The following is a 24,356-nucleotide window of genomic DNA, read 5'->3' as shown; positions in this document are numbered from 1 at the left end:
CGATTTTTTCTAGACACTAACTCCAGCTAAACTTCCAATCAGTAATACAAGCAATAAAAAAACGGATATTCCTAGCGTGATAAAGAGTGTCACAACACTTCTAAGCAAGCTCGCCAAGTTCTTTATTCCAGCCAATCCAACCATTCCGCAAATAAGTGTTAGCACTGTGAATATCAAAAGTCCTGTTAAAGGATGAATATTAATTAAACGTACTTCAATCAGATGTCCAGAAAAAGAAATTAGAATAAATAAACAAACACAAAGAATTGAAAGGATAAATGAGATGATATTCATTGATTTTTTCATTTTACTTATTTCTCCTTTTAAACAATAGTCACCGTTTCATTAAACCTTTCAATAAATTCTTCAAGTTTTTTCTGGTTTTCTGCTTCAGTAGGGATATTTTCAAATATTTCTGTTTGGGTATAGACGTTTCCACCCTTGATGATAAAATCAATATCCTTGGTATTCTGTATGTTTTCTAACGGATTGCTATTCAAGATGACAAGATCCGCGGCTCTTCCCGCTTCAATATGGCCAATGTCTGATTGGTTCATCGCTTCAGCAGCTACACAAGTCGCTGCCCTGATAGCTTCCAATTCACTGAAACCCGCTTCTACGAATAATTCCAGTTCCCTGTGAAGCGCCATCCCAGGGAACGTCCAGACACCTGCAGGCGTATCGGTCCCAGCAACCACTGTTCCTCCCATATCAAAATAGACTTTGGCAATTGCCTTGTTAAAATTTGCCTGGATGCCCATTTGAGTCAGAGCAGCCTCGTATTGCGCTAACACTTTCCACTGGTTGATAAGACTGATATTTTCATATATTTTCTCAATCACATCGTTTTCTGGTTTCCAATAGTCATGAAGATGGTTCATCTGATCAAATAGAGTCATAGTAGGACAAATTACGACTCCATATTGAATCATCTCTGAACATACTGCTTTTATTTTTTCATGATCTGGTTTTGGCCAAGTGATTTCATCCCAGATTTCCTGGTTCGCCCCCATGTTCCATTCCGGATACATCGCCTGAATGATCCCGGAGGCATGTTCATTCCACCGAATCCCGAGTGCTGCCGCTTCAATAGCGTTGACTTCTTTAGAATGGATTAGATCGCAGCTTACCTCTTTTCCGTATCTTTTAGCCTCTTCGACAACAACTTTCATGATATCGCTAGGAAGCAAACCATATACCTTAATAAAATCTGCGCCTGCATTTACTTGCCGTTTGACTTCTGTACGTGCAGCGGCAGCATTATCAATATTAATATTCCATGGACTTTTTCTCCCCATAGTCCCGGAGGTCCATCGATCACCCGGTCCGCTGAATAAACCTTTGGTGTAGGACCATTCCCGGGAGCCGACATCAGCTTATTCAACTCCAGCACATTTCCACCTGTATTCCGTACTGTCGTAATACCTGCCGCTGTAAATAACGGGGCAAATCCATCTTTGATATGTACATGCATATCTATCAGTCCCGGAATAACCCATTTAGTTTCAGTTTCTATCACCGTATTTTCAGATTCTAAACCTTCTATAGAAAGAGATCCAGGGTGAACTTTGGCTATGATCCCATCCTTTATGTAAATTGTCCCTTTAAAAGTGCCTCCTTTTTTCACATCAATTATATTCGCATTTAGTAAAACGATAGATTTATGATTTTTCATTCCAATCACTCTTTCTGACGTCAAGTCGTTTTTAGAAAAAGCTCAATTAAAACCAATTATTCTTCTAGTAATAATTAAGGAAAAAGACTCGGGTATTTAGTAGTATTGAAACACACCACTTTATAAAGGGGGTTATGTCTATGAACGCACCACTAGAAGGCACATGGCAGCATGCATCTGTCGTCCATAGAAAGGTAAGCTACCAATGCACTCATTGTGGAAAAGTATCGACTCCACGTAGAAAATATAAATGCGTAGAGCCGAATCGGGCAGGTCCCATCACTAGAGGCATCATCTATATCTGCTCTGAATGCAACCGGCCAACATTTATTGAACAATCGGCAAAGCCAGACCAGCTTTAACTTCATGCGGGGAACATCCCCCGCATACTATTCTCTTTGAATCATTGGCTATAAATCTAAGGATAAGGTTTTGATTCTACTTTCTTCCTGCTCTTTGTCTAGGTATTCGAAGAGTCCAATTTCATTACCCCATGGATCTTGGAATGTTCCCCATTTCACTTCCACTTCAGGTCTGCTGTAAATTTCAAAACCTGTAATATTGAGTTCCTTCATCAATCGCTGCTTTTCACTCTCAATATCTTTTATCCCAAATCGAATGGGACCAGCACCTCCAAATTCCAAGCTTTCTGCAACCTGAAGCCAGCATCCGGGAAGGATTTCCCACTCTGCAAAACCTTCATGTGGAATATATTCCGGCTTCTTGGATAAGAAGACCTCATACCACTTTATCGCTTCATCAATATTTAACACTTTTACTTGCATGGTCATTTCAAAAATCATTAGTCCCATCCCCAATCCATGCTCAACTTTTAAGCTTTAACCTTTTATCTGATTCAATTCCTGAATAATCACCTGCAGCGCATCTTTATTACTAGCATCCCTCATCTTAGACTGAAATTTTGCTTTGTCTTTATAAACCCTCTCAATTGTTTTCATCAAAGTTTCATGATTAAGGTCATTTTCTTCAAGGGTGACGGAATATCCTTTATCTTGAAAGGATTTCGCATTTAGGATTTGATCTCCCCTGCTTTGATCACGGCCGAGCGGAATGATGATCATGGGAATTTTCAAGGCTAAAAATTCAAAGATGGCGTTGGATCCGCCTCTTGTAACGACCAGATCTGTCGCTGCTAAAATATCTGCCAGTTCATCATGGACATATTCGAACTGCCGATACCTAGGATAATTAGAATATTGAGGGTCCAATTGATTCTTCCCGCACAAATGAACCACTTGGAAATGTGCTGTCATCTGTGGCAAAGATTTTCGCACTGCCTCATTAATTTTCTTGGCACCTAAGCTTCCACCCATTATTGTAATCATGGGGAGCTGCTCTCTAAATCCGAGTACCTCTCTACCTTTTGCCGCAGATCCCAATAATAGAGCTTTCCGAATGGGCGACCCGGTCACCTTAGTTTTTTTGCCGGGAAAATATTGTTTTGCTTCTTCAAAAGAAGTGAAGATCCTTGTTGAAAATCTTTGAGCAATTTTATTCGCCAATCCAGGTGTGATGTCACTTTCATGAATATAGACAGGGATGCCAAGCGATTTCGCTGCAATGACCACAGGGACCGTTACAAATCCCCCTTTCGAAAAGACAACAGCCGGTTTTAACTTTTTTAGAATTCTCCTTGCTTCAAAACAGCCTTTAAGAACTTTGAACAAATCCGAGACATTCTCTAAATCAAAATATCGCCGGAGCTTGCCGCTATGTATACCGAAATAAGGGATTGCCATTTTCTCTATTAATTCTTTTTCGATGCCAGCTTTTGACCCGATGTAAGACACATCCCACTCCGTTCCTAATTCATTGATGATGGCCATGTTGGGAGTCACATGTCCTGCAGATCCCCCACCTGTAAACACGATTCTTTTATTTGTCATACATCCTCCAATTCATGCACCCTCTCATTGCTACTTCCAATTATTTCAAAGCGAATGAGACAGCACAACATTTTTTTGAAAGTTTTGTATTTTTTAATCGTAAAAGGGGCAAAAAACAAACTAAAATTTCCTCTTTTCAATATATGGTATTGAAGGTATAATTTACCTGTTTTTAACACTTTGTTTTTGGGAGGTCCTTTATGACTTGGTTTACAAAATGGGCACTGCGCAATAAAGCTGCACTCGCTTTTGCCGTCGTTGCCTCAATGATTTTCGGGATTTTCAGCTATACAACCATCCCTATGGAACTGATGCCATCTGCTGATCAGCCGTACGTCACCATTTCTGTTGTAGGAAATGGCCTCGATGCTGTCAGTATGGATGAACAAGTGACGCAGCCGATTGAAAAAGCACTGAACGGCGTCATTGGAAAACGAGATGTAGCAGCACAAACAGGCAATAACTTTACACAATTGTCCGTTACGTTTGAATCTGACATTGATGTAAAGGAAGCCAAACAGCAAATCCAAGAACGAATTTCCATGGTGAATCTCCCTAACGGAGTCATGAAGCCATATATCGTCAATTTGAATACTTCCGAGATTCCGATTGTAGATCTTGGCCTTACATTCGATAAGGAAATCGGCAACAGTGAATTGAATTTGGTAGAAAATGAGATTATGCCGAAGTTTCAGGATCTCAAAGGTGTCGGAAACGTCATCACAAACGGCGGCAGAAATCAGCAGGTGCTGATCAAGGTCGACCCTGCAAAACTTGCAGCAGCTAAATATCCGCTTGAAAAACTCTACACCCTCCTTCAAGGAAAAAATGCTTCCGTTGCTGTTGGTGAACAAAGCATCAACAATGAAGCAACAAGTATTATCGTTACCGGCAAGCTGGAATCGCTTGATGAATTGAAAAATATCCAGTTGAACAACCGTACGAAACTGCAAGATGTTGCTGATATTACGATGCAAAAAGATACGAGCAGCATCACACATTTAAACGGAAAGAATTTCATCGACGTTGTCATTCAAAAAGATACCACTTCCAACGCCGTTACCCTTGGCAATCAAGTGGCAGACACTGTGAAAGAAATCAACAAAGAATACAAAGGTACTCTTCAAGCAAGGATTTTTATGAATCTGGGGGATACCGTCCTTGATTCCATCAATTCCATGACGCGTGAAGTGTTGACTGGGGCATTATTTGCGACACTCATCATCTGGCTGTTCCTTCGCAGCTTTAAGATGACCCTCATCACAATTGTCAGCATTCCGCTGTCACTATGCATCACTATGATCCTCCTATCCTTTTTCGGCGTTACGTTAAATATTTTGACGCTTGGAGGAATTGCCGTTTCTGTCGGACGACTGGTGGATGACAGTATCGTTGTCGTAGAAAACATCTACCGAAGAAAGAAAAATAATGAAATGAGCCCTGCTTTTCTTGTTGAAGCGGTTAAAGAAGTCGGAGCAGCCATTACTTCTTCGACTTTGACGACAGTGGCTGTATTCCTTCCGATGCTGATCGTTTCAGGCGGATTGAGGGATATCGTGGCACCATTCGCGATTACCATCACATGTTCACTTCTGTCTTCCCTGCTGGTTTCACTGACAGTAGTGCCTGCGATGAGCGGACGCATGATGAAAAAAGTAAAGGTGAAAGAACACAAGCAAAATACATTCTATCCATCGATTTTAAAATGGTCTCTTAACCACAAATGGCTGCCGATCCTCTTGGTCGTTGCCATTGTCATAGGATCGATCGGGTTGTTTGCCGCGATGCCAAAAGGGTCTGTCGATCAAAAGGATTCCGCTTATGTCTCCATTGGCCTACACTATAAAAATGGAACTCCATTTGATGAAATGAAAGATGGAGTCGAAACAATGGAGGGCATCCTTGCTGATAAAAAAGGCATCGAAAACTATCTTGTACTGGCAGGAATCAATGAGGACGCCGCCAAATACGGAAATCTTCAAGATTCCAGCGTCGTTCAGTTCATGGTTTTCCCTAAAGATGGAACCGATTCCGCCAAGTTAGTAAAGGACATCCGCAAAACAAAAGATCAATTCACGAATGCAGAATTGACAGCCGAAACGGCAGGATTGCTCGGACCGAATAAAACGACTGTCTCCGTGGATGTCATAGGCAAAAATGAAGATGAAATAAAGAAAGCGGCTGATGTCGTTAAAGAAAAAATCAGCAAAATCGATGGAGTCAACAGTGTGGAGAGCAACGATCAAAATACGAAGCCTGCCATTTCCATCACAGTAGACTCAACACTGGCAAACGCACAGGAAATCTCCCAGTCCGTCTATGCCATGATCCAGCCGGCCGTGATTGGAAGCATCAAGATTGATGGCCGAACTACTAATGTCAAATTAGGTGCTTTAAAAGAGATCCAATCAGCAGACGATTTAAAAGATCTTCAACTGATGACTTCAAATGGACCTGTTCAACTTTCAGACATTGCAAAAGTCGAAGCAGTTCAGCAGCAAGGGACCATCTTTTCGAAAGATGGCAAGCACTATCTTCAAGTCACAGCTGCTGTAGATCCAGATAAAATGGTCGATGTGGCCGGGAAAATTCAAAAGCAGATTGTTTCATGGGATCAAAAAGAAACGTTGGGTAAAGATACACATGCCCAAGTCACTGGATCTGCCATGCAGTCATCAGATGATTTAACAGAACTGGGTAAACTCGCTATGTTCTCCATCGGGATTGTCTTTATGATTCTTTTGATCACTCTAAAATCGTTCCGTGCAAGCATTGCCATTTTAATTTCACTTCCGCTTGCTGCCATCGGATCGCTTCTAGGGTTGGTGGTCACACATTCCAGCATCAACATCTCGTCTGGCATCGGCATGCTGATGCTCGTCGGTATCGTTGTCACAAACGCTATTGTCCTGGTTGACCGCATCCGCCATAACGAAGAAACAATGAGCATCCGCGAATCAATCATGGAAGCAGGTACTGTCCGCCTCCGTCCGATTCTTATGACAGCACTTGCAACCGTATTTGCGATGCTTCCGCTTCTTGTGACACATGAATCTGCGATGAGCTTAAACCTAGTGTCCAAAGGGCTTGCCGTCGTCGTCATTTTCGGTTTGATCGTATCGACCCTTCTGACACTCATTGTCATCCCGACATTCTATGAGCTGTTCCATTTCCAGAAAGTCAAGAAGCAAAGATTGCAGGCAAACCAAGCAGCTAATACTCTAAATCAATGAATAGATGAATAGCTGAAATACGGCATATTCATTTAGTAAATAAAAAAATCGAGTATGACCTTCCAAGGTTCATACTCGATTTTTTCTGTTTTTAAAGCTATGATTTTATAGATAATATTTTTGTTCATGCAATTTTGAATACATAAGGGTGGATGGAATGAAAGGTATCGATATAAAAACACAGGAATTCTTCATCACTGTAAACGATGCGAAACTTTACGCTAAGGTTCTAGGAACAAAGAATAATACACCAACAGTCGTCATGGATTCGGGATATGGGGACTATTCAAAAGCTTGGAATAAGGTAGCCCCTGAAATAGCAAAGCTGACGGATGTTGTATTATATGACCGAGCTGGCTTAGGAAAAAGTGAGAAAAGTAACAAGCAAAGGACTAGTGAACAAATGGTCGCAGAGTTAAAAGAACTCTTGCTAAAAATGAACTTGGAACCACCCTACATGCTGGTGGGACATTCATTTGGCGGGGTCAATATGAGGTTATTCGCTGCTGAGTATCCAGAGGATGTATGTGGATTAGTTTTAGTGGACTCTACACCAGAAGATTATAAAGAAAGATTTCTACCAACTATGTCCGTAGAGTTTCAAGAAGCTTATAACAAGCAGTTTATATATGAAGGGGATTATCAAGAATTTATGCAAAGCCTCCAGCAAGTTAAACAAGAAAGAAATGAGCTGGAAATACCCTTAACCGTCATTTCAGCAGGAAAAAAAGCACATTATTCGACTCAATCCCAAGATTTATGGAATGATATGCAGCAAGAGCTTCTTGATCTCTCTTCTAGGAGTGACTTCATACTGGCAAAAAACAGTGCTCACTATATTCAGAATGATGAACCACTTGTTGTTATCAATGCTATAAAGAAAGTGATTGAAATTAATAAATAAAAAATAGCTCATATTAAAGAAAATGAAGCTGATTCCAGAGGTCATTTTTCACAACCATTGGAACAGCTTCTTTTTATTTCACTTTATTTTTATCTTCACATCCCCATTTATATAAGCAGGATAAGATTGCAATATTAAGGTGAGATTATCACTTGGATTCACTTTTGGTAGTGTTATGCCATAACCAGTGAAGTCATTTTTATAAGAGTTCATATAGGAATTACCACTAAGATTCTCATATTCCCCTTTGTTATTCTTGTACTTAGAAAATGGTGTTCCCATATGATACTCTCCCTTCATTTTGAATTCCAGCTGATTTTCACTGAGATTGTATCGTACACTTGTAATTTTTCCATCCTTTGGTGCCCTTAGAATTTTTTGCTCCTTAGGATTTACCACCACTTCCAGTTCATCTTTATCCAGAGCTTGAAGCTTATGAAATACGAGATACAGCTGCTTCGGTTTCTTGAAATAGTTGCTTTCAAGGTAATACGTGACATGGTTTCCTTCTAAAGATGCTGAGATCCCGTTTGAAACCTTTGACCACACTTCCCCTCTTTCATCTACCAGCTGCAAGTCTTCTATGTTCAGGACTTGCTTGCTGTTCTCTTCCGGGTATTCCACTTGGACGGCAACCCTGGTAGGGGAAAAAGTGATGTCTTTAACCCTAATCGACTGCTGCTGTACTTTGACCGTTTTATTGAGTACAATATGTTGACTTTTCCCCATTTTAGAATGGTCCAGTTTGATAGGGACCTTCCACAACTTGCTTTCAAGATTTTTATCCCCTTCCACCTCGACATTCAAGCTGTACGAAGAATCGCTCAGAGGAGAATGAAGACCATATATCGCTTCTTGCAGCTCCGCTTTTTTACTACTATCTCCTACAACATCAGGGCCGTATTGCAAGGAATACTCTTTTATTTCCTTTCCTGCTGAATCCTTCAACTTCATACTTTTTAAGTGTAAGTCATGAAATGATTGATTATTCTCATTTGTAAACGTGTAATAAATCATTAACTGCTGATCGTCCGCAATGATATTTTTAACAGTAAATGTCAACCCGCCGTGCGAGTCGCTTTTATTTATCGTTTGCACAAAATCATGTTGAATGAGGTCTACAAGCCCTTTATCCTGATGGACCAATTCCACGATTTTTTCCATTCCCGGAACTTTTCTTACATAACCTGCTACGAAGTCGGATTGATGAATGGCTCCTGCAAATAGAACAAGGAGGATAACTGCTGCAGCGCCTGACAACATCCAGTGTCGCATATGGTCGAGAGAGGATTTTCTTCTCTTTGCTTGGCTGATGCCTGCCCTTATCGCCTGATCTAGTTTATCGTCAGGACCTTTGAGATGCTGATATCTCCCCATCACTTTCAACAAATCTTTCTCAGAATCATGCATCCGGAGCACCCCCTTCTTCACTAAGCTTTTCTTTCAATACCTTTAGTCCTTTTGCAAGCCACGTTTTGATGGTCCCTTCAGGTGAATTCATTACTTGGGCAATCTCTTTAATTTTTAAATCATGAAAATACTTCAGAGTGATAACCTGGCGCAAATGACCCTCTAATTGATCCACAGCCTCCTCCATTTCAAAGGAATGCTGATCTTGACGCGAACCTGCAAGTTCAACAAACTGATTGCTAAGAACAAGGCGGCTTCTCTTTTTCAGTTCATCATTGCAGTAGTTGATCAAAATACGGATGAGCCAAGTACTGAAGTAATCAGGCTTTTTCAATTTCCTGATAGACCGAAAAGCTCTATAAGTTGTCTCTTGGATGGCTTCAATTGCATCAGCCTCGCTTTTTAAGTAGGAATAAGCAATCCGATAGAGTTGTTGCTTATGCGTTTGCATCATTTCATAAAAAGCATGTTCATCGCCTTTTTTTGCCCTTTTGATTAAATCATGCAGCTCCAATTCCCATGCCCCCCTGCTTTATGTACATTAGACTGCCAACCAAGCAAAAAAGATTTACCAAAAGGTAAATTTTTTCAAAAGTGACAGGCACTCCCCGATTTATGTCGAAAAAAAGCACCCAGGATGTTCAATCCTGGGTGCTTCGATATCCATTATTAAGGCAGTTTTCGTAAACATCCTTGTTAAAATCTTAATGCCGATTTTAACGTAAAAATACCTGTATGGCGCGTTGGCATAGAGTATCCAGGCTCTTTTAGAGATGGATTTTCTGCATAGCTTGCATAAATCATCCTCTTTTAGTGCTTAAAGTAACAAACTTTGAGAAAAGAGCCATTATTAAACAACATCGTATCCTTGATCTTCGATGGCATCTTTCATGACTGCTACCGTTGCTTTGGAGGAATCAAATTCGACTTCCACTTTTCCATCTTTCAATGAAACGTCTACATTTTGAACGCCATCCAATTCGCCTAAAGCAGATTTGACCGCTTTCTCACAATGTCCACAAGACATGCCTTGTACGTTTAATACTGTTTTTTCCATGAGAAGTTCCCCTTTCGCATTTTGATCTCTATGATTTAGAAAATTGCTCAAATACTTTCATCAATTCTTCAATCGAACTATCGCCATTTCCAGCTTCGATAGCACCTTTTACACAGTGGCGGGTATGATTTTCTAAAAGGTTCATCCCAACCTTTTTCATTGCTGCATTGATTGCGGAAAGTTGTATGAGAATATCAACGCAGTAACGGTCATCCTCGACCATCTTTTGAATCCCTCTCACTTGTCCTTCAATGCGCTTCAACCGATTCAAAAGCTTTGTTTTATCTTCATCCGCACGATGTGTGTGCTTGCCGGAATGATTCGTGTCATGAGCCATACCCATCACCTCTTATATTTTACTATACCCCCGTATAGTATAAAAGTCAACCACTCCGCTACTCTATTTTGCATCTATTATTCCATTAAAAAGATTATTTTTATTCATATTCCGCAAACTAATAATAAACCTTTCCACCCATCATGTTTGAAGAATAGATACCGGGGTATGGGATAAATAGCTTAATTAATTTTGGAGGGATTAGATGACACTTTTAACAACCATATCTTACATTGCTCTTGCGCTAGGCATTATTTCTGCACTGATCATTTTAATTGATATCATCAAAAATCCACAGCCGATGGGCATCATGAATATCGTCTGGCCCATTAACGGGCTATACCTCGGTCCATTTGGCATTTGGGCATATTGGGTAATGGGCCGATCCAAAAAAGAACATCAGGATCATGAGGAAGATCACGACCATAGCCACCATGATCAGCATGACCGCGAAAGTATGCATGGAGACAAGCCTTTTTGGCAAAGTGTCTTCGTATCCACTTCTCATTGTTCGAGTGGCTGTACGTTTGGAGATGCAGCAGGAGTTCCCATTGTATTTTTGACTGGATTGACCATTGCCGGCTCAACCCTTTTTGCGCACTACTTGGTCGAATTCATTTTCGCTTATATTTTCGGCGTCTTTTTCCAAGTCTTCTCCATCGTTCCGATGAGCCGCAAAATGGGAGATGACATGAGCTGGGGAAAAGGGTTTTGGAAAGCCATTAAAGCTGATACGCTTTCCTTGGTCGCTTTTGAAATCGGCATGTTTGGCTGGATGGCCATCGTCCACTATCTTTTATTCACGAAGCCGCCTGAACCAAACACAGCCGTCTACTGGTTCATGATGCAAATCGCCATGATCTTAGGCGCCATCACAAGCTACCCTGCCAATTGGCTCCTCGTCAAAAAAGGCGTCAAGCACGGCATGTAAAAGCAAGCCGCTATCCCATCCCTCGATAGGGTTGAATAGCGGCTTCTCTAATCAGCGATAATTGTCATGCAATGGGCTGAAGACATCTTCCTCGGCATTTCTCACCATTGAAAAATGATCTACATTATAATGACCGTGAAGCACCTTGTTATGGTGCTGGATAATCTGTTCCGCTTTCAGGACGACAGAGTCGCTCGTTGAATGGGCATCCCCTACCAATGTGACATCAAAACCGCTGACAGTTGCTGTGCGGACGGCCGTATCAATGCAATACTCTGTTTTACAGCCCGCCACTACTAAATGACCCACTTCCTGCTCTTTCAAATACTCAAGCAGCCCTGTCCCATAAAAAGAATTCGTTGCTTTCTTTTCAAAGAAAACCGCATTTGCAGGAACCTGGATAGCTTCATGCACTTCGAAGCCCTTCCCTTTTCCCTCAGCTACATCCAAATCCCTGACACAGACCACCGGGATCCCTGCCTCATCTGCTTTTTTCAAGACCAAATTAATGTTTTCAATCAACTTTTCTTTATCCAACACACAACTTTCGTTTTCACTGCCCTCAATCAAATCTTGCTGAGCATCCACGATTAACAATGCTTGTTTCAAAATAAAACCCCTTTTCTTTTTTTAGTCGTATTTATATTTATTCCATTTCGTTCATTCATCATAAAAACCGCCCCCTATACAGCCGGATTTTCTTGCAACTAACTAATTCGACAAATTTTCCATATTTCCTTTCAGTTTTAATTGTGAAAATAAAAATGCGACTCTTGTTTTTAAGAATCGCACTTACGGTATATTTTCCGCTATCCTTTTTAACTCTTCCGCCCGGGTAACAATAAAATTCCTCATATATTTTTCTAAAAATAATTTATCAGCTAGTTTTCCCAGGAGGCCCATTGGAGACTTGTAATTAAAAGTATCTTTCATAATCGTTCCTTGATCACATTCTTTAAATTCATGGACATGTGTAAAGGACTGGAACGCTCCTTTCACCATGACATCCGTAAATGTATAGGGCTTATTCATATTAATAATTTTAGCAGTTAGTTTTTGTCTAACTCCAAGGTGGGTAGCTTGCCAAGTAACCGTGTCTCCGTTCTCCACTAAACCGGATGTCACACCATCAATTGCCTTTTCTTTTGTTTTGGAGGTAGTAAGCATATGCACTTCAATGTTCCTAGCAAGATCAAAACATACATGAATCGGTGCATCAATAAAAACTTCATACTCTATGATTGGCATTGTTAATTTTCCTTTCGGTAAACATCTACATCTTGTTTTCTATCCCCGGTTCAGAAACTTTACAAATCATTAAATTCCTAGAAAAGAAGCCCGTATCGAACTATTCCCCAATGTAAATTGCATAAGGTTTAACCAGACAATGATGCCCATAGCCAGACTGAACCAGGCAAAAAATTTACTTTCCTTCTTAATAATCGGAAATAATGCAATAAAAAGCCCTCCTAGAGCAAACGTTATGACAATTGACATCTGTTCTAATAGCGTTACATCCTTCATACTTCTCCCCCCTGATTAAGTTCCTTATATAATCTTATGTAATACCATACAAATCCGATGATTACTGCACCAGAGATGAGCGTGATATACGTAACAGGACGCTGCAGGGCCAAAAGAATTGAGTCAATCAGATAAATATCGCTGCAGTATTTCACATCCTGAGGGGTAAAAATGAATAGCGGCTTGCATTCTGTCTGAGGCATGATCGCAACTTGATTCGCAAAAAACAAAGTATAAATACCCGAAAAGAAAAAAATGATTGCGCTCGGAATCCCAATAAAAATAATGGAGAGCCAATGATTGAATTTCATAAATACACCCCTTTTTAAAACATCTTCCATTCCGCAACATCCCAAATGTATTGAATGTAGAAATAATAGGAGAACAAAAAGGCATTTACCCCCATAATCAACAAATACCAGGTTCTATTAAAGACCTTCCGTTTAAAGAATATAAAAATCAGAAGAAAATTCACTAGCGTGGGGAGAAAAGTTAATTCCCACTTGGCGTCCCAGGTTGAAACTGCATCCGGATCTACCCATAATACGAAAGAATCAGAGACCTCTGCCCAAACAGTCAATATAAGGATTAGAAAAATAATGCCAAGCAAGCTATACTTAAACAAAGGAAAAGACAAAATTATCACTGCTTTCTAGAAAAATATCCATCACGTATTGGAAGTTTATGCTAAACTATTCATAACTGGTCGCAAAGAAACATCATTCTTTCAAAGTTGGAGTTTACATATGTATCAAATTAGTGGAGAACTATTTATCGTATACGGATTTTTACTGTATTTACTATGGAAGTTTGGTTCACTTGCACTTAAAAATAAAAGAAAAGAACCTATTTATATCGAAAGGGAATCATTGTCGGTGCTCTTTGTCTTTTGTTTTCAGCTTCTATTGGCCATTACACTCTTCCCTGTTTCATTCGGGATGGATGTGAAAGCTTTTTCCGATGTGAAAAAATCAATCAATGTGATTCCCATCTATTCATTGATTAAGAAAGCTTTTGTCACGCAGGAAGAAAATCACCGAAACGCTCTTTTCATATTGAAATATATCATCCGGAATTCCGGGGGAAGCATTTTTTTATTTCTGCCGCTGGGAATTCTGGCTCCTATTTTGTATCAGAAATATAGAAGTTTAAAAAGAGTGATCATAACCGGATTTTTTCTTGCTATTTGCATTGAAGTGATACAACTCATCCAGATATTATTTATGGGTGGAACCCACAGGTTTGATGTGGATGATATCGTTTTTAATCTAGTTGGTGCCGCACTTGGCTATTGGCTGATCCGTGCCGTAAAAAAATATCGCTCCCAGGACAATCAATATAGGGAAATGGAGAATTAAGAGGCAGTTATTATGGCTGCCTTCTTTTATTCTGAAATTTCTTTAAATTTATTTTACCATATTCATCCAAGAAGATGACTTATTTTCTTCAAAAAAAAGAATGGCCAGAATCCAACTTCGGATTCAGGCCATTCTTTTTTATTTATTTATGAACGTACTTTATCTTTTTTAATTTGTTTGCTTCGAAGCTGTCCGCAGGCTGCGTCAATGTCCGTTCCGTGCTCAGTGCGGACTCCACAGTTGATTCCATGTTCAAGAAGTGTACCGTAAAATTCAACGATTGCTTCCTTCGTACTTCTCTGATATTGATTATGTTCATCAACAGGGTTGTACGGAATCAAATTGACGTATGACAAATGCCGCTTATTTTTCAACAGTTTCGCCAATTGAAGCGCTTCTTCTTTATGATCGTTTACATCCTTCAAGAGAATGTACTCAAACGTAATCCGTCGATTCGTCTTCTCTAAATAATAGTCCACTGCCGGCATTAATTTTTCGAGTGGGAACGCACGGTTGATCTTCATGATCCGTGTGCGGAGCTCATTATTAGGTGCATGCAGGGAAACAGCCAAGTTGACTTGGATATTTTCATCAGCAAAATCTTTGATTTTCTCTGCCAGGCCGCTCGTTGAAACGGTAATGTGGCGAGCTCCGATGGAAAGACCCTTCTGATCATTCACAACATGCAGGAAGTCCATCATGTTGTCATAGTTGTCGAATGGCTCCCCGATACCCATGACCACAATGTGGCTGACCCTTTCATCCTTGGCTTCTGCATCTAAGTGATGCTGCACGTTCATAATTTGCTCGACGATTTCACCGCTTGTTAAATCGCGATTTTTGCGCAGCAGTCCGCTCGCACAGAACGTGCAGCCGATGTTGCAGCCTACCTGAGTCGTCACACAGACGGAAAGTCCATAGTTGAATCGCATCAAAACCGTCTCAATCAAATTTCCATCCTTCAATTTAAAGAGGAATTTAATTGTCCCGTCTTTGGAAACCTGTTTGATTTCCTCCTGCAGCGTTTGGATGGCGTAGTTTTCTTCCAATAAAGCAATGCAGTCATTATTCAAGTTCTTCATTTGAGAGAACTCTGTCACACGCTTCTTATAAAGCCAGTCCCAAATTTGTGCCGCCCTAAATTTCTTTTGGCCATTCTCTACAAGCCAGTCTGTTAATTGATCTAATGTTAATCCATAAATGGATGGTTTATTCATTGTCAACCCTCATTTCAGTACATTGATACTCTAACGTTCTATTTTACATATACTTCTCTTGCTCTGCAACCTTATTAGGAAAGAAAAAAACATGTCCCATTTATTCCAGGCAGATACAAACGTTTAGAGCAGGAGCTTCCTATCAACATACAATAATATCAAATATTTTTTTGGTGGTGCATGTATTAATGCCTTTTCCCAGCAATGCACAGTATTTGCCTATATTGGTAAATGGTGCTCCTTTATATGATCACACTGGCGATGAGTCGCCTTCCTCTGTTGATATTGTAGGTGATACTACGTATCCAGCTGCCTTTTTTGCCTACGATGGAATCAATGTATACTTTCGGCTAAGAATGAATCAAGATCCTCGAAATAACAAATTGACAGGATTTCAAAATTTCGCATGGGGTGTTTTACTCAATACAACGGGGGTCCCCGGCACTTATGATTGGCTTTTCAATGTCAACGGCCTTAATTCAACGGTAAACCTTATCAAAAATACCACAAAATTAGTGAACTCATGGAATGATCCCGCTGAAGGACTTGGCGGTGGAACACCGAACTTTTCGCAGTCCATTTCGAATTATGATTTTGCACGGGTCATACTGGCGGATTCCAACTTTGGCGGCAACCCAGATTATTTTATCGATTGGTTTTTGCCAGCTCCCACATTTTTTTCTTATCTAGGGATTAATGCCAACTCATCCATTTCGGTGATTTTTTTCAGTTCAGCGAATGGGAATAATTACAATAAAGATTCATTGAGGACTGATGAAGGCTTCAGTTTTGCTGATGCTCTTTCAGACCCCACTTCGCCCAATAATGCAGATGTAAGGGCAAAATTGTCTGCTTCAAAAGTTTTAAATACGGGGCCAACCACGCTCTCGCTTGGACAGCAGGGAACTTGGACAGGAACTCTTACAGTGAGCAACACCGGGAAGTCCTCGGCCACTTCGGTCATCCTGCTCGACACAGTCAATCTCGACACCATCTCTTCTTTTTCTGTTTCAGGGACGCCATCTCAAGGGACTGCAGTCTACAATCCTAGCACAAAAACCCTAACTTGGAACATTGGGAACTTATCTCCAGGTTCCAGTGTTTCTTTAAATTTTTCTTCAACCGGTTTATTCAGTTCTCCGGGAACGCGGTCAGTGGACTCGGCGATTGCATCAGGCAATGATAATTTTACTGGCCAAGCAATCCAATCTAATACGGCAGAATCATTTGTAACTGTTCAGGCAAATGGAAGTGTGGCCGGAAAAATTATCAGTGAATCGAATGGGCTGCCACTCGCTGGTGCAACCGTGGAACTTCTTCAAGGAGCAACTGTCATTTCCACAACACTATCAGATGCGGCTGGCCAATACAGCTTTAGCCCAGCAGCTCCTGGAAGTTATACGGTAAGGGTAACCTATCCAAACTATACGGTCAGCAATACCTCTATCACGGTTCTAAGCAGCCAGCAAACGACCCAAAACGTCCTACTGATTCCACTACCTGGAATTATACAAGGTACGGTGACGGATAACACATCTTCCCCTATTCAGGGCGCACAAGTAAATCTTCTAAACACAGCTGGAGCTTTGGTTTCACAGACCGCCACTGACATCAACGGCAATTATATTTTTAACAATCTCAATCCACAGAACTTTACGGTTGCCGTAAGCAAATCATCCTATCAATCGCAACAGAAAGCTGTTCAGTTGGATCCCAATGAAACCGAAACATTAAACTTCGCCTTGCAGCCTTCTCCAGCCACTATAAGTGGAACGATCTCTTCTACTCTTGGGGGCACAATTGGAGGGGCTACAGTTGAAATCTTGAATATTGGATCGCAGGTCATAGCTACAGCCACAGCTGATATCAATGGATTCTATTCAATTGATGGCATTGCACCGGGATCCTATCGTCTTAGAGCTTCTCAAACGAACTACAGTACGGGCCAAATCGGGTTTACGGCTGTGGCCGGGACGCCTCAAACTGTAGATCTTTCATTGGTGCCGAATCCCGGTGCTTTGTCCGGAACAGTCCTCGATGGGTCCAATCAAGACCCGATTCCCAATACCTCTATCAGGATCATCAACAATAGTGGAATCACTGTAGCCACAGCCAGAACCGATGGAAGCGGGACCTATTCAATTCCTTCACTGGCACCAGGTTCCTACACAGTGGTATTCACTTCGGATGGCTACGCTAATAAAGTAACGGGTGCTATCATCTCTACAGGATTAATCACTTCGTTAAACGTAGAATTAGATAAACTCTCTGGTGCTGTTCAGGGGGCGATCTCTTCAACCCTTGGTCCACTTGCCAATGCAGAGATTTCTGTGACACTTAATAATATTGGTGTGGCTACAACCACTTCAGATAGCAACGGAAACTACTTTGTCGGAAATCTATCTCCAAATGTATATAATATCGTTGTCAATGCCTCAGGCTATGCCAGGCAGACAGCAGGTGTCATCGTCAATGCCGGAGCCACTTCAACGGCCGATTTCTTTATGGAGCAAACCTTGGGTACATTACAAGGAATCGTTGCCGACTCTGCCAGCGCTCCACTAAGCGGTGCAGTCGTCAACATCTATCAAGAGGGTGGCTCTGGAAATATCATTGCCCGGATTGTGACTCAAAGCAACGGCTCCTATGGTGTTCCCACCCTTCCGCCTGGGACTTACTTTATTGTAGCAATCAAGGACGGTTATCAATCAATGTCCATGGGTGCCATCATCACTGCCGGCGGCACTGCATCTGTCAACTTCCAGCTTCTCTCCAACCCTGGCAACGTAACCGGTACAATCTTCGACGCTGATACAATGAATCCAATAGAAGGAGCAGCCATTCAAATCAAGGTTTTGGATGCATCAGGAACAATTGTCCAATTCACATTCTCGGACTCAGATGGGATTTACTTATTATCGAATTTAGCACCTGGCACTTATACGCTGGTTGCTTCTGCCCCTGGATACCAAAACGGATTGTCCAGTGTAGTCATTCCATCCAATGCCACGGTCCAATTGGATATCTCCTTGTTCGCGAGCCCAGGAAGCGCTTTTGGAAGAGTCTTTGACAACCTTACCCCAGCCATTGGAATACAAGGTGCTTCAGTCTCCATCATTGATTCTAAGGGAACATTCATCTCATCTGCTTTGACTGGCCAGGATGGCTATTTCTACATTGATGGACTAAAGCCGGGCTTTTATTCCATTATTGTTTCAGCAGATGGATACGAAAGCGCCGCTTCTGGAATTCAAATCGTTCAAGATGCTACTACACCAGTAGAAATAGGGCTTAACAGCAACCCAGGCACCATTTCGGGTACGGTTTCACCAATTGCACCAGATACTCAAATTTTCCTTTATAATTCCAATAATATTTTGATATCCTCCACAACACTGTCACCTACTGGGGACTTTTTATTCAATGGGCTTCCTTCGGATAATTACATCATTACTGCCCTTGCACCAAACTACTCGGCATCTGCAGCAGGCGTCTATCTGCCGCCTGGAGGCAGTGAAACGGTTTCACTTACACTATCTGCACTTCCATCTTCCGTTTCAGGAATAGTCCAAGATTCCACTGGAAACCCAATAGTCGGCGCTGTCATCCTTGTTCAGGATTCGAACCAGACCTTATTGGGCAGAGGGTTCACAGACATGGACGGCAAATACAGCATCTCCAGCTTGCCTGAGGGAGCATTGACCATAACTGCATCGTCAGAGAGCTTTTCCAACTCTACAACTGGAATCATCACAACTCCAGGCTCGATATTCACTAATATTGACTTTATATTAACGGCGGACCCAGGGAGCATTTCAGGTCAAGTCAGAAGTTCTGCAACAGGAGATCCCATCAATGGAGCTACGGTCGTGGTCAGGGACTCCATTACGGATCAGTTTATTGCATCCATCATCACGGATGTCTCAGGAAACTATCAGTTTAATGGACTGACACCTGGCAGCTATACAGTTACTGCATCTGCTGCTGAATTTGGAAGCAGGCATATAGGAGCAATAGTTTCAACACAGCAATCAACCATTGCTGACATTATTCTAAACCCCCTCCCCGGATCGATTGATGGTGTGGTCGAAACCATTGGAGGAATGCCGATAACAGGTACTAACATCCAGATCACTCTTTATGATCAAGATAATACGCTTGTCCTCAACACTGTAGCAAATTCCGACGGGACGTTCACCCTTCCCAACCTGGAGGCAAGAAATTATTATCTAAAAGCAGCCGTATCAGGTTATAACTCTCTAACTATTCCGGTGACTGTAAACCCAGGAGCTGCGTCCAGTGTCATCCTTCAATTAGAAAGTGTACCCGTAATAGTGAATGGATCTATTTACGATACAAACACTAGCCAAGGGATTTCAGGAGCTGCTATTACCTTCATCAATGAAGGGGGGGGAATTGTCGGCAACACGATTACGGACCAAGATGGAACTTTTGTAGCTGCAGGATTGCCTTATGGCACATTAACACTCGTTGCGGCCGCAGCCAATTATGGATCGGCTTCTCTCGCTGTTTTCGCAGGACCTGGGGATACCGTATCTACTCAACTGGGATTGCAGCCAAATCCAGGGACGCTGACAGGGTTTGTTTCTAACATCGATACCGGAACTGCCATACCTGATGCAACCATCCAGGTGACAGACAGTACAAATACTATTGTGGCAACTGTTCAATCGAATGAGTTTGGTGAATATGTGGTGAACGGCTTGGCACCAGGCACTTATAGTGTCAATACAACTGCCCTGGGTTATGGTTCACAATCAGCTGGCGCCATGATTGAATCTGGCACAACGACCATTCTAGGCTCCGCTTTGACCCAGGATCCAGGGTTCATTGCAGGGACGGTAAACGATCAAGACAATCCCATTTTGACTATTCCCGGAGCATTTATCATCATTCGTGAAATGTCTCCTTCCGGTACAATTGTGTTTACTACGTCGACTGATGCAAATGGTTTATACAATTCAAACGGGTTAAAGCCCGGGACATATTTCATTACAGCAAGTGCTGAAGACTATGGAAGCATTACTCAGGCATCCTCAGTTTTAAGCAATCAAACCACAACCAGTGACTTCCTTTTACCACTTCAGCAAGGAGGCGTGTCTGGCCAAATTACAGATAGTGCGACAATGCAGGGCCTTCCCAATACTCTTGTCAGGGCCATTGACAATAATGGATCTGTGGTCCAATTTGTTCAAACGGATTCAAACGGAAATTATTTATTGAATCGCTTAGTTCCAGGAAATTATACAATTGTTGCAACGAACCCAGATTATCAAGCCAATCAGCAAGTGGCTGCCATTACGGCAAATTCAATAACGACAGCCGACATTCCATTGAACCCTCTTGCTTCAACCATAACAGGTTTGATAACCGAAACAGGGACCAGTAAACCACTTGTTGGTACCGGTGTAGAATTATATGCTGATGGTTCAAACCTTCTCGTTGCCAAAGGATTAACAGATGGAAATGGTCAATACTTGATTCTGGGAGTTCCAGAAGGCAATTATCGAATCATTGCTTCCTTACCTGGCTACGCAACTTCAGCCATCGGTGTATCAGTCCCAGCTAATGCATCGTTAGTCCAAGACCTTTCACTTGCGTCTATCCCAGCAAACATTTCAGGCATCATCCTCGATGGAGTAACCTCACAGCCTATTTCTGGAGCACTGGTTAGCGTCATTATTCAAGGAACGGATGTCATCATCGCACAAAGCTTGACAGATGAACATGGTGAATATCTATTATCAATGATTCCTGACGGCACCTATAACATCGTCGTATCAGCTGCGCAATATAGCTCTGTTATTTCTTCAATTACACTCAGCCCTGCTCAGTCTGCGACGTATAATACTTCTCTGGCCCCATTCCCTGGATCTATTCAGGGAACTGTCATCGATAATGATTCCCTATCGCCGCTAGCCAATGCCCTCGTGCAGGTTTTCTTTGATGGGAATGGGCCACTCGTTAACAGCGTTTTTACAAATGCTCTGGGCACTTATGAACTGACCGGATTCGCAGAAGGAAGCTATAATGTCGTATTTTCAGCAAATGGGTATGGTTCACAACGGATTTTGTTTAATTTAGGACCCGCTGAAATAAAAACCATCGATAGCCGTTTGTCAGCTCTTCCTGCGACACTAACTGGCACCATAAGAGAGGCATCCTCGCAATCGACGCTTTCAGGCTCTCTCATTCAACTATTTGACCAAGGAAGCAATGTTTTATTAAAAAGTGTCTTATCTGATAGCAATGGCTATTATGTCATCAGCGGGATTGGTGCAGGAAATTACAGAATTGTCTACTCAGCTCAAAATTACCAATCATTTACTACGCAGACGATTTTCTCCCCTGGTGAATCGAAAACGATTGATGTCACATTGGATCCAGCTCCGGCAATAGTACAAGGAAATGTAACAGATTCTCTTACAACCCTCCCAATACAGAACGCACGAGTGGACGTTGTTGTTCCAAATAGCTCCATCATTATCAAGAGCGGCTTTACAAACGAACTTGGCGACTATACAATCCCTGATCTTCCTACAGGCAGCTATGTAATAGTCTTCACTGCACCTGGCTATATTTCCGAAACGATTCCTGTACTGCTAGAGCCAAATTCTATAGAAACAGTCGATATTTCCTTGTTGGACTCACCGGCAACCATTGCCGGCCAAGTGACCGATCCTGCAATGGTCCCTATCCCAAATGCTCTTGTTCAGGTCTTTGATGGAGCAAGCGGAGTTTTCGTAGCCTCTCAATTTACAGATGGAACTGGTCAATACACCATTTCCAATTTAGCTGGCGGGCAATATCAGATCGTTTTTACCGCACCAGGATTTACAGATTTGATTTCAATTGTTTCGGTACCGTCCGGCGGAACTTTGTCATTGGATGCACAATTAGATAATGTTGAGTCTCATATTTATGGAACAGTTGTCAACGAGCTTACGAATACCCCTATTTTCGGTGCGCTTGTCCAAGTATTCACTGACCAAACCGCCCTACCTGTGGCAAGTGATATTACAGATAATCTCGGTAGATATGATCTATTCGGACTTCCACCTGGAACATACACGATAACGATCTCATCACCGGGTTTTGGACAACAATCTTTTAATCTAACCATTAAGGCTTCAGAAGTGAAAGAAATAAATATTGCACTCACCCCTTCAGCGTCATCTATTTCTGGAACAGTGGCCAATAGCATCACATCGACCAGTATACCTGGAGTTTCAGTATCCTTAGTCATTCCAGAGAGCGGCATCATCATCCGGACCGTCCAAACCGCTCAAGACGGAAGTTATCTGTTAGATGGTGTCATGCCGGGGTCTTATCAGCTATTATTTTCAGGAGCAGGTTTTGCCAACGGGTATGAGTCAGCCATTATTCTTAAAGGAGAGAGTTTGGTCGTAAATAAGGCCCTTGACCCTGTTTCTTCAATTGTATCAGGCAGCGTTTTTGATACAGGCAGCAACCCTCTTGCAGGGGTGCTCATTCAAGTATTTGACGTAACATCCAAGGAATTGATTGCATACGCACTTTCCGACCAGGCAGGAAATTATCAGATTGACACATTGCCTGCTGGAACTTATAACATCCTGGCATCTAAGGATGGATATGTCACACAGATTACTCAAACAACTGTGCCGCCAAATCAATCTATTGATTTTCAATTAGATGGAAATCCATCCACTATTGAAGGTACGGTGGTTGACACCGTTACGAACCGCCCGATCCAAGGGGCACTCCTTCAAGCATTTCTAAATGGCAGCGACCAAGCAATTGCCAGCTATTTAACCGATCCATTGGGAAGATATTATTTAAGCGGTTTGCCTGCAGGCACGTATGTGATTAGGGTCACTGCCGATGGCTACCGTACAAGGGAAATTACAGTCACCATCGGAGAAGGTGAAACCATCATACTTCCAATCCGCTTAAATCCGGTGAATGTAAACCTTTGCCAACTTTCGAATTTTATTTCTCTTCAATGCAGACTAAGTGATCAGGAAGGAAATCCAATAGCACCAGAAGCATTAAACTATCAGGAAATAAGCCGCGAAGACATTAACGTAACTCTTCCTTCTGGAGGAACGGTTCTTCTCCAGAAAGTGCGCTTTATTCTAACTGGCTATATTCAATTCATCTTAGTAACAACCGGTTCAAGATGTGTTTCTGCACCAATAATGTTCACTATCACGGAAACCGTTATCGTCTGTGCCCCTGATGGTACGGATACGGATGTTCGCATCGACTCCCTATCTTGCAAAGCCGGAATCGTCTGTGTTGGAACAGGAAATGCTGTTGCAAGCCAAGCCGCTTTAAAATTAGCCATTTGTGCCAGCTTCTTCTCAACTGCACCAGTGGTCATTACCTTAGACGCAGAGACCTGCAGCCCAAGAGGATTAATCGAAGACAACTGCGGGACATTAAACCAAACACAATCATCAATCACCAGCCAGCAAATCTATGAATGCATCAATGCAGAAAAAGTATATGACTGGATCCAGCTTAACCTCTCCGACAATATCCAATTAGGGTCTAACGAAATCACTTTTACTTGCAGTTTATAAAAGATATAACCCGCTCATCCTTTATGATCAGGATGAGCGGGTTTTAGTTTTTGGGAGTGTGGTAGATAAAAAGAATGAAAGTGATCAATAAACCGCAACCTTTGATACGTATTTCTAAAGATCTATATTATCCAATTAACAAATGGCCGGAACTCTACATATAAAGCCATTTTTAGCAGTTCCAAATCCGCCTTCCCCATCATATGTTGTAAAAA

The 24,356-nt window shown here is 41.8% G+C and carries 20 protein-coding genes; 6 read left to right on the top strand and 14 right to left on the bottom strand.

Features of this window, described 5'->3' with window-relative positions; all coding sequences use genetic code 11:
- Positions 1 to 9: 9 nt before the first annotated feature.
- Genes ABTV07_RS09485 through ABTV07_RS09475 form a run of 3 tightly spaced genes read right to left on the bottom strand, consistent with a single transcriptional unit; the run spans position 10 to position 1,675 of the window.
- Positions 10 to 306 carry a hypothetical protein gene (locus tag ABTV07_RS09485; RefSeq protein ID WP_433750469.1) on the bottom strand — a complete coding sequence of 99 codons (297 nt, stop codon included), beginning with the start codon at positions 304 to 306 and terminating at the stop codon, positions 10 to 12.
- A gap of 17 nt (positions 307 to 323) precedes the next feature.
- On the bottom strand, positions 324 to 1,298 hold the full coding sequence (locus tag ABTV07_RS09480; RefSeq protein WP_433750467.1) for an amidohydrolase family protein: 975 nt from the start codon (positions 1,296 to 1,298) through the stop codon (positions 324 to 326).
- Complete coding sequence (locus ABTV07_RS09475; RefSeq protein WP_433750465.1) at positions 1,223 to 1,675, bottom strand: hypothetical protein; 453 nt, start codon at positions 1,673 to 1,675, stop codon at positions 1,223 to 1,225. Before ABTV07_RS09475 ends, ABTV07_RS09480 begins: the two co-directional genes overlap by 76 nt.
- Before the next feature lie 140 nt (positions 1,676 to 1,815).
- On the opposite strand from ABTV07_RS09475, the gene ABTV07_RS09470 reads away from it, so the two are divergent.
- Entirely contained in the window at positions 1,816 to 2,037 is a 222-nt protein-coding gene (locus ABTV07_RS09470) for a hypothetical protein (RefSeq protein ID WP_433750463.1), read from the top strand.
- Between the two features lie 48 nt (positions 2,038 to 2,085).
- On the opposite strand, the gene ABTV07_RS09465 is transcribed toward ABTV07_RS09470, so the two are convergent.
- Both ABTV07_RS09465 and ABTV07_RS09460 read right to left on the bottom strand, forming a co-directional pair.
- The gene (locus tag ABTV07_RS09465) at positions 2,086 to 2,478 is read right to left on the bottom strand and encodes a VOC family protein (protein WP_433750460.1); all 393 of its coding nucleotides are present in this window, start codon (positions 2,476 to 2,478) and stop codon (positions 2,086 to 2,088) included.
- Between the two features lie 36 nt (positions 2,479 to 2,514).
- Complete coding sequence (locus ABTV07_RS09460; RefSeq protein WP_433750457.1) at positions 2,515 to 3,582, bottom strand: undecaprenyldiphospho-muramoylpentapeptide beta-N-acetylglucosaminyltransferase; 1,068 nt, start codon at positions 3,580 to 3,582, stop codon at positions 2,515 to 2,517.
- Between the two features lie 200 nt (positions 3,583 to 3,782).
- Between ABTV07_RS09460 and ABTV07_RS09455 the strand changes: the two genes are divergently transcribed.
- The gene (locus ABTV07_RS09455) at positions 3,783 to 6,815 is read left to right on the top strand and encodes an efflux RND transporter permease subunit (protein WP_433750454.1); all 3,033 of its coding nucleotides are present in this window, start codon (positions 3,783 to 3,785) and stop codon (positions 6,813 to 6,815) included.
- A 157-nt stretch (positions 6,816 to 6,972) separates the two neighbouring features.
- Entirely contained in the window at positions 6,973 to 7,719 is a 747-nt protein-coding gene (locus ABTV07_RS09450; protein ID WP_433750451.1) for an alpha/beta fold hydrolase, read from the top strand.
- 78 nt (positions 7,720 to 7,797) lie between these two features.
- Here the strand turns inward: ABTV07_RS09450 and ABTV07_RS09445 are convergent, their stop codons facing one another.
- The 4 genes from ABTV07_RS09445 to ABTV07_RS09430 all read right to left on the bottom strand — a co-directional run bounded on the left by ABTV07_RS09445 (position 7,798) and on the right by ABTV07_RS09430 (position 10,523).
- Positions 7,798 to 9,129, bottom strand: a complete 1,332-nt coding sequence (locus tag ABTV07_RS09445; protein WP_433750448.1) for a DUF4179 domain-containing protein — start codon at positions 9,127 to 9,129, stop codon at positions 7,798 to 7,800.
- Complete coding sequence (locus ABTV07_RS09440) at positions 9,122 to 9,643, bottom strand: sigma-70 family RNA polymerase sigma factor (protein WP_433750445.1); 522 nt, start codon at positions 9,641 to 9,643, stop codon at positions 9,122 to 9,124. The genes ABTV07_RS09445 and ABTV07_RS09440 overlap by 8 nt, the downstream gene beginning before the upstream one ends.
- A 336-nt stretch (positions 9,644 to 9,979) precedes the next feature.
- On the bottom strand, positions 9,980 to 10,186 hold the full coding sequence (copZ, locus tag ABTV07_RS09435; RefSeq protein ID WP_433750442.1) for a copper chaperone CopZ: 207 nt from the start codon (positions 10,184 to 10,186) through the stop codon (positions 9,980 to 9,982).
- Between the two features lie 28 nt (positions 10,187 to 10,214).
- Positions 10,215 to 10,523, bottom strand: a complete 309-nt coding sequence (locus ABTV07_RS09430; protein ID WP_114744398.1) for a metal-sensing transcriptional repressor — start codon at positions 10,521 to 10,523, stop codon at positions 10,215 to 10,217.
- Between the two features lie 205 nt (positions 10,524 to 10,728).
- Here ABTV07_RS09430 and ABTV07_RS09425 point away from each other — a divergent pair, with 205 nt between their 5' ends.
- Positions 10,729 to 11,454 (top strand): DUF4396 domain-containing protein, encoded by a 726-nt coding sequence (locus ABTV07_RS09425; RefSeq protein ID WP_433750439.1) that lies wholly within the window; start codon positions 10,729 to 10,731, stop codon positions 11,452 to 11,454.
- 51 nt (positions 11,455 to 11,505) lie between these two features.
- On the opposite strand, the gene ABTV07_RS09420 is transcribed toward ABTV07_RS09425, so the two are convergent.
- The 4 genes from ABTV07_RS09420 to ABTV07_RS09405 all read right to left on the bottom strand — a co-directional run bounded on the left by ABTV07_RS09420 (position 11,506) and on the right by ABTV07_RS09405 (position 13,289).
- On the bottom strand, positions 11,506 to 12,063 hold the full coding sequence (locus tag ABTV07_RS09420) for a cysteine hydrolase family protein (protein ID WP_433750437.1): 558 nt from the start codon (positions 12,061 to 12,063) through the stop codon (positions 11,506 to 11,508).
- A gap of 183 nt (positions 12,064 to 12,246) precedes the next feature.
- Positions 12,247 to 12,702, bottom strand: a complete 456-nt coding sequence (locus ABTV07_RS09415) for an SRPBCC family protein (protein ID WP_433750435.1) — start codon at positions 12,700 to 12,702, stop codon at positions 12,247 to 12,249.
- A gap of 69 nt (positions 12,703 to 12,771) precedes the next feature.
- The gene (locus ABTV07_RS09410; protein ID WP_433750433.1) at positions 12,772 to 12,978 is read right to left on the bottom strand and encodes a hypothetical protein; all 207 of its coding nucleotides are present in this window, start codon (positions 12,976 to 12,978) and stop codon (positions 12,772 to 12,774) included.
- A complete protein-coding gene (locus ABTV07_RS09405; protein WP_433750431.1) occupies positions 12,975 to 13,289 on the bottom strand; it encodes a hypothetical protein in 315 nt (104 codons plus the stop codon). Before ABTV07_RS09405 ends, ABTV07_RS09410 begins: the two co-directional genes overlap by 4 nt.
- A gap of 435 nt (positions 13,290 to 13,724) precedes the next feature.
- Here ABTV07_RS09405 and ABTV07_RS09400 point away from each other — a divergent pair, with 435 nt between their 5' ends.
- Positions 13,725 to 14,336, top strand: a complete 612-nt coding sequence (locus ABTV07_RS09400) for a VanZ family protein (protein ID WP_433750428.1) — start codon at positions 13,725 to 13,727, stop codon at positions 14,334 to 14,336.
- 146 nt (positions 14,337 to 14,482) lie between these two features.
- Here ABTV07_RS09400 and rlmN read toward each other — a convergent pair whose 3' ends face one another.
- Positions 14,483 to 15,553 carry a 23S rRNA (adenine(2503)-C(2))-methyltransferase RlmN gene (gene rlmN, locus ABTV07_RS09395; RefSeq protein ID WP_433750426.1) on the bottom strand — a complete coding sequence of 357 codons (1,071 nt, stop codon included), beginning with the start codon at positions 15,551 to 15,553 and terminating at the stop codon, positions 14,483 to 14,485.
- A gap of 188 nt (positions 15,554 to 15,741) precedes the next feature.
- Here rlmN and ABTV07_RS09390 point away from each other — a divergent pair, with 188 nt between their 5' ends.
- Positions 15,742 to 24,141 (top strand): carboxypeptidase regulatory-like domain-containing protein, encoded by an 8,400-nt coding sequence (locus tag ABTV07_RS09390; protein WP_433750424.1) that lies wholly within the window; start codon positions 15,742 to 15,744, stop codon positions 24,139 to 24,141.
- Positions 24,142 to 24,356 lie beyond the last annotated feature (215 nt).

The sequence above is a fragment of the Falsibacillus pallidus genome (assembly GCF_050990905.1).
GTDB lineage: Bacteria > Bacillota > Bacilli > Bacillales > DSM-25281 > Falsibacillus > Falsibacillus pallidus_A.
The sequence above is the reverse complement of the archived record's forward strand: the minus strand, read 5'-3'. Positions and strand labels throughout refer to the sequence as shown.